This is a genomic window from Streptomyces sp. NPDC005811, assembly GCF_040630405.1.
In the GTDB taxonomy this organism is placed as follows: Bacteria; Actinomycetota; Actinomycetes; order Streptomycetales; family Streptomycetaceae; genus Streptomyces.
The window spans coordinates 93052-99724 of record NZ_JBEXXK010000047.1; the positions used below are offsets into that span (position 1 = coordinate 93052).

Genomic DNA, 6673 nt, shown 5'->3' on the forward strand with positions numbered 1-6673 from the left:
GAAGCGACCCGATTAACAGAACCAGTCAACCGTCCGAGGAACGAGCAGGGGCGCACCGCATCAGGACGGTGGATTACGCTCATAGCCATGGCCGACGCACCGTACAAGCTGATCCTCCTCCGCCACGGCGAGAGCGAATGGAACGCGAAGAACCTGTTCACCGGCTGGGTGGACGTCAACCTCAACGAGAAGGGCGAGAAGGAGGCGGTCCGCGGTGGCGAACTCCTGAAGGACGCCGATCTCCTCCCCGACGTGGTCCACACGTCCCTCCAGAAGCGCGCCATCCGCACCGCGCAGCTCGCCCTCGAGTCGGCGGACCGCCACTGGATCCCGGTCCACCGCTCCTGGCGTCTGAACGAGCGCCACTACGGCGCCCTCCAGGGCAAGGACAAGGCGCAGACGTTGGCCGAGTTCGGCGAGGAGCAGTTCATGCTCTGGCGCCGCTCCTACGACACGCCCCCGCCGCCGCTCGCGGACGACTCGGAGTTCTCCCAGTCCGGGGACCCCCGCTACGCCTCCATCCCCCCGGAGCTGCGCCCGCGCACGGAGTGCCTGAAGGACGTCGTCGTCCGGATGCTCCCCTACTGGTACGACGGCATCGTCCCCGACCTCCTGGCCGGCCGCACGGTCCTGGTCGCGGCCCACGGCAACAGCCTCCGCGCCCTGGTCAAGCACCTCGACGGCATCTCGGACGCGGACATCGCGGGCCTGAACATCCCGACGGGCATCCCCCTGTCCTACGAACTGGACGCCGACTTCAACCCCGTGACCCCGGGCGGCACGTACCTCGACCCCGAGGCGGCGGCAGCGGCGATCGAGGCGGTCAAGAACCAGGGCAAGAAGAAGTAGAGATCGTGATCATGCCCCTGACCTGTGCACACAGCGCAGATCAGGGGCTGTCGTTTGCTCTGGGCCCGCTGTGGGCCCAGAGCGAGGGGATCGTTTGACGGCAGAGCCGCGCCGAAGCCCTCCGGGCGCGGTGACTTGCTCGGCATGAGGTGGGTGTGCCCCCTAAGCGTCAGCCCCGGGGCGGTGCGCCCTGATGGGATCACCAGATCCAAGCTCTGTACGCCAGACCGCCGCTATCGTGAGATGGCTTTGGGGAGGGGACATGGCGCGCATCAGGCCCAACCGTCACATTGAGCGAGCTGGCGTGAACGCTGTGCGGACACTCCTGGACAATCATCACATCGTTCAGGAGATCGAGGGGGGAAACGATCACGGAGAGGACCTGCATGTCCTATTGACGCGAGATGGGTACCGTACGGGGCACGTTTTAGCCATTCAGGTGAAAAGCGGGCGCAAATATAAGCGCGCAAATGGCTATTCGATTCCGATCGAGGATCATTATGATGACTGGAAGGAAAGTCGGATCCCGGTCGTGGGTGTCGTCTATGACCTTGAATCACAAAAGCTTTACTGGGTAAATCTCACCGAAAAACTCCGGAGCACTAAGAGCCCAGTCAGGCATGTTAAAGTCTCCAGCGCTTCAGTGCTAACTTCGGAAACTATTGACGATTTCACTTCCTCGATCGAAGAGTACATCGACTCGGCGGGAATGAGAATTCGAGACTTCACGCTTGAGGAAGCATTCGAAGCGATTTCGCGCGCACTTGACGGTCTTGACCCTAATCGCGTCCCGAACCCTCTGTTTGAAGGGTGGGCCGAGCTTCTCCTTCGTAACGAGGAGCGGGCGAGGGGGATTGCAAGATTGGCTGCACAGATGGCCCCCCTCGTACTGCTAGCCACTTTGTTGGTTTTCGAGTGGCCCTATCAGGTTCGTTTCGTCACTAATTACACAGAGTTGAATCCGGTTCTTTGTGTCGGCAGCCTATATATCTTCATCTCCTGGATGGCGCTCACGATTTTCTTTGAGTTGAAAGCGGGGCGACTTCCACGGGAGACGGGTAATTGGCTGATTTGCATCGGCAGTACCTACCTCTGGATTCCGCTGGTCGATGGCGGCCGGTCCCCAGGGTGGCTAGGTGAATTTCTGGTGGGGGCCGGGGTGCTGATATCGCACTTTGGCCTCGTTGCCCTGCTGGCGTTCTTCATTAAGCGTGAAGTGGAAAGAAAGAGGCGCCGGTCAAGGCGGCAAGAATGATCATTTCGCGGAACGGGATTTTATCTAGTCAAGCGTCAGGGTGACCCGGACGGATTGTCCGGGTCACCCTTCGATGTCTCACGCCAGCCGTCGCATTGAGTCCTTAGCGCGGCAGATTGTCCGGCCGCAGAGCTTGGCTGAGAGCCTTCCGCGCGCGGTCACGGCTGCTAGGCATCAGGTGGGCATACACCTTCAACGTGAGTCCCGGATCGGAGTGCCCTAGGTACTCGCTGACGGCCTTGATGCTCTCCCCGGCGTCCAGCAGCACGGACGCGTAGAAGTGCCTCAGCGCGTGCATGCCGTGCTCGCGCGCGGCGGTGTGCTCCCGGCTCTTGGCTTTCGGAATGACGCCCACGGACGCCAGAGCGGGCTTCCAGTGGTCCTCGTTCAGCGAGGTACGCCAGACGTGCCCACCGTTGGGCCCGGTGAAGATCAGGCGCTTGGTCACGGGCTGGCCGTTCGCCCGCATCCACGGCAGCGTGATCTCGACGGGCGGGAAGCGCTTGATGTGCTCCTTGAGTGCTTCGGCCACGGGATCGGGCAGCGGGACGTCACGGAGCTTGCCGCCCTTCGGGGGCGCGAACACGGCCTTGCTCAGGCTGAGCTTGAGCTGCTGCACCACGTGCAGGGTGCCGCTGTCGAAGTCCAGCTCATCCACGGACAGCCCGAGGATCTCGCCTTGCCGTAGCCCACAGCCGGCGCCCATGTCCACCATGGGCCGGAAGCGTTCGACCATGGCGGCCCGCATGGAGAAGACACGTTCTGGCTGCCAGGGGACGACCCGACGCATGCCCATTTCGGGGAGCGTCACCGTGCGCGAGTTGCACGGGTTCCGGCGGAGGTAGCCATCCTCTACGGCGGCGGATAGCACAGCCCGCACGTTGGAGAAGATCACACGGGCGTAGGCGCCGGACATGCCGGACGCTTCGAGCTGTGTCACGAACTCGCGGATGTGGCTGGGCTGGAAGGACCCCAGGGGCCGCGACCCGATGCGCGGGAAGGCGTGCAGCCTGAGCTGAGACTGCATCGACGCGCGGGTGTTCGGGTCTCCGCTCTGGCTTGCGAGCCAGCCTTCCGCGAACTCCTGGAACGACGTCCGGGACGCGTTCGGGTCGATGTAGTCGCCCCGGGCCACGTCCGCCGTGACCTTGCTCAGCCACTGCTCGGCGAGCCGCTTCTGTCCGTCGGGGAACGACTTGCCCTTGCGCTTCCCGTCGGGGGCGAAGTAGCGGGCCCGGTAGCGCAGGCCGGTCCCGTAGCGCTCGGTCTTGACGCGGACGGTCTTGCCGTTGGCGTCAGTCTCGGTCTTGTACCAGCGGTCTTGGATGCTGCCTGCCATCGGAGGCGGGGTCCCTTCTCGGCATGGATCAGGGGTGGCCGTTCAACGGCCACCCCTGGCGGTGTGCGAGGTTGCGTCAGGCCGCGACGCGGTCGACGTTCTTGAGCTGAGCGACGTAGGCCCCCACTTCGGCGGGGTCGTAGCGCACGTGCTTGCCGACACGGAAGCCGGGAGGACCGGTGCGCTTCCTGCGCCACTGGTAGACGGTTTCGAGGGGGACGCCGAAGATCTCGGCGATGTCGTCGGGGGTGAGGTACCGGTCGGGCAGACCGTTGCGGAGGGTGGCGCGGGGGTCGGGCTGAGCGGGACCAGGTCGGCTCATGGAGTCCTCAGAGGTCGAGTCGCGTTGGCTTTGGGGGTCTCGGACTCCGTGTGTGTCCGAGGTGGGGATTTCTGCGTCACAGCGTCACCTGCGTCACTCAGGCTTCTGACCTGCGGGTTTTGTGTGACGCAGCGGGGTGGGGGTGCGTCACGCGTGACGCAGGCTGTTCGTCACGCGTGACGCAGGTGACGCGGCGTGACGCAGCCGGGAGGGTCTGCGTCACACCCCGTATGCGCAGGTCACCCGTCGTTTTCAGGGGGCCGTGTGACGCTGTGACGCAGCGTTCCCCTACTTAGGAAAAAAAGAGGGGTGTCTGTGGTGGTGCGGTGCCGCTCAGGGCGTGAAGAAGGGGCCGCTTCGCGGCGCGTCCATCGCAGGGCGGCGCCGCCGCCGAACAGCAAGAGGAGCACGCCTGGCCGGTGGTGCTCCTCTTGCTCGTACAGGGGCGGCGGCGCCCGGTCAGAACGTCTGTTGCTCGTGCGGGGGCGGGGCGGCCGGTGAGCGGGTCATCAGGATGAAGCGGCCCTCGCGGGTGCGGCCGGAGTCGATGAGGACGCCGCGGGCGGCGAGGGTCGGCTGTAGCCGCTTGAGGCGGTCGGAGAGCACCTTGCCGGTGGTCGGCCAGCCCTTGGGCAGGGGACGGAAGTCCTCGCCGGTGTAGACGCGGCTGAGGCAGTGCAGCCACTCCGTGGACGTCATCCGCTGCTCCGCTCCCGCGTCCAGGCCGGCGGCGTGCGCGAGGACGGTCTGCGCCAGCAGGTCGCCCTCGATCACGTCGTCGTTGAGGTCGTCCAGACTGGCCCGGTAGGCGGCGAGCGCTCCGAGACCGGTGGCCGCGTCGAGCTGCGCGCACAGGTGCGCGAAGTCCGCCATCCGCAGATCGGTCGGGGTCTCCGCCTCCACCGCGCGCACCTTCACCGTGAGGTCCAGGAGCGAGCCGAGGACGACGGGCAGCACCTCCGCGTACTCCCTCCACAGCTCATCCTCGGTGCGCCGGACCCGGGGCCGCTCAAGCCGCAGCGGCAGGAGCCGTTCGGCGAGGTCGGGGCGGATGACGCCCACGTCGATTCCGGTCAGGAGCAGGGGGCGGCGGTAGCCGACGCGGAAGACGTCCCCGTCGGTGAACAGGGCGCGCTTGACGTTCTCGGCGCCGGTGACGATGCAGCACATCGCGTCGGACAGGTCCGGGCTCATGTGGGAGAGGTTGTCCAGGGCCGTGACCCACCCGGCGGCCACGGCCGCCAGCAGGTTCTCCTCATCCTTCGGCGCGCGGCGCAGGTCACCGGTCATGCCCTCGATGATCCGGACGAGCATCCGGCCGCCGGTGGACTTGCCGGCGCCCTGCGGCCCGGTGAGGAATGGCGCGGGGACGGGCACGGACGGACCGAGACAGCCGACCAGCCACGCGATGGCCAGGCACTCGGTCTCGGCCGTGGCGAAGTTGCACAGCCTCAGCAGCAGATCGATGCCCTTGCCGTCCGTGTTCTTGACCGGCAGCGGCAGTTCCCCGGTGAGCTGGGTCCGGCGCCAGCACACCTCACGCGGGTCCGGGATGAGCACGTCCCAGCCGGTGGGGTGGATGCGGACGGACTGTCCGTCGGCGCGGCCCAGGTCCAGCCACGTGGCCCCGTCGTATCCAGGGGCGACGCGGATGTGAACGGGCTGCACGTCCTCGGTGAGCGCGAGCGCTTCGATCAGGTCCAACGCCTCCTTGAGCGCGGTCCCGTTGAACACGCCCAGCCCGTCTTTGAACAGGCCGACCATGAGTTCCTGTCGGTGGCTGCCCGTCGTGCCCTGCGAGCGGATCGGGCGGGCCACGGGGTGTCCGTTGCGCTGCGCGTACACGGTGCCGTCGGCGGTGCGGAAGTACCGGAAGTGCGCCTGCGCGTAGTCGGTGATGACCTTGCGGGCGGGATTGGTCTCGTCGTCGGCCATGTCACAGTCCCAACGTGGTCAGGGCGTTGGTCCACGCGTCCGTGCAGTGCCGTGGGGTCTCGCCCTTGGCCTGCGCGGCGGTGAACAGCCGGTTGACGTGGGTGTCGGTGAGGCAGCCGCAACGGCCGTGCGTGGACAGCACGGCGAGGAACGTGCGGTACACGGTCGCGTGCACGCCGCTGCGCGCCCCCGTGATCCGCTGCTCGGCCATGGCGATCCCCCGGTCCAGATAGGCGGGTGTGCGGTGCCTGCACTCGCCCCCATGGCCCCTCAGAGGCGCTGTGAGGCTCTGTGGCGCCCTGCGCGCTGCGGACGGGTCCTTTACCGCCAGCGCGCGCACAGCGTCCGGGAGGGGGGCCGTGGCGCCGGTGCCGTTTCCGAGCCAACGGGCGTATGCCATAAGGGACTTGATGTCGATGCCGGGGCGTACGGCGTTCACGGACCGCATGGCGCCCCGGTAGATCCAGTGCTCCCCCCGCGTCGTCGGCACGGTGAGCGTGGCGGGCAGGGTGGCGCGGGCCCAGTCGACGGCCGCCGCGTCGTCCAGGTCTACGACGGTCACGCCGGCGCCGCCGGGGTGATAGGCCACGGCGGCGGCCCGGCGCCACGCGGTCGCCCATGGCGCGGAGGTGAGGATGTGCGGGTCGGTGGTGGCGGCGGCCCAGGCGTGGCAGACGCCGGGGCATCGGCAGGGGCCGGGGGTCTTCATGTTCGGCCGTCCGCCGCAGGCGTTGCCGTTGCAGGTGGGGCAGTTGCCGAACGGGACCTTTCCCGCCCGCAGAGGCAGGGGTGGGATGCCGTGCGTGGCGAGCATGAGGGCGGTGTCCAGCAGGGGCGGGTGGGCGGTCATGCGGCGGTCCTCCCTTCGAGGGCGAGGTACTGGGCGGCGATCCATTGGCTGTAGGCGGGGGGTACGGCTTTGCGGGCTTCGAGGCTGGTCATCCAGGTGCAGCCCATGGCGTCGGCGTAGGCG

6 protein-coding genes and 1 pseudogene are annotated in these 6673 nt (G+C 67.2%); 2 read left to right on the forward strand and 5 right to left on the reverse strand.

What is annotated here, in order from left to right; genetic code table 11:
- Window positions 1-87 precede the first annotated feature (87 nt).
- Together ABZ490_RS38375 and ABZ490_RS38380 are read left to right on the forward strand one after the other, a co-directional pair.
- Window positions 88-849: a phosphoglyceromutase gene (locus tag ABZ490_RS38375; protein WP_359001330.1), complete on the forward strand. Its 762-nt coding sequence runs from the start codon at window positions 88-90 to the stop codon at window positions 847-849.
- 262 nt (window positions 850-1111) lie between these two features.
- Window positions 1112-2104, forward strand: coding sequence for a DUF4365 domain-containing protein (locus ABZ490_RS38380; protein WP_359001333.1), 993 nt, complete (start codon window positions 1112-1114; stop codon window positions 2102-2104).
- A 103-nt stretch (window positions 2105-2207) separates the two neighbouring features.
- Here ABZ490_RS38380 and ABZ490_RS38385 read toward each other — a convergent pair whose 3' ends face one another.
- The 5 genes and pseudogenes from ABZ490_RS38385 to ABZ490_RS38405 form a co-directional block, all read right to left on the reverse strand.
- On the reverse strand, window positions 2208-3443 hold the full coding sequence (locus ABZ490_RS38385) for a tyrosine-type recombinase/integrase (RefSeq protein ID WP_359001336.1): 1236 nt from the start codon (window positions 3441-3443) through the stop codon (window positions 2208-2210).
- Between the two features lie 76 nt (window positions 3444-3519).
- A complete protein-coding gene (locus ABZ490_RS38390) occupies window positions 3520-3765 on the reverse strand; it encodes a helix-turn-helix domain-containing protein (RefSeq protein ID WP_359001339.1) in 246 nt (81 codons plus the stop codon).
- Between the two features lie 459 nt (window positions 3766-4224).
- Window positions 4225-5700: an ATP-binding protein gene (locus ABZ490_RS38395; protein ID WP_359001342.1), complete on the reverse strand. Its 1476-nt coding sequence runs from the start codon at window positions 5698-5700 to the stop codon at window positions 4225-4227.
- A gap of 1 nt (window position 5701) precedes the next feature.
- Window positions 5702-6550, reverse strand: a complete 849-nt coding sequence (locus tag ABZ490_RS38400; protein WP_359001345.1) for a bifunctional DNA primase/polymerase — start codon at window positions 6548-6550, stop codon at window positions 5702-5704.
- A pseudogene (locus ABZ490_RS38405) lies at window positions 6547-6673 on the reverse strand (DNA cytosine methyltransferase); the annotation flags it as partial. The pseudogene ABZ490_RS38405 and the gene ABZ490_RS38400, both read right to left, overlap by 4 nt.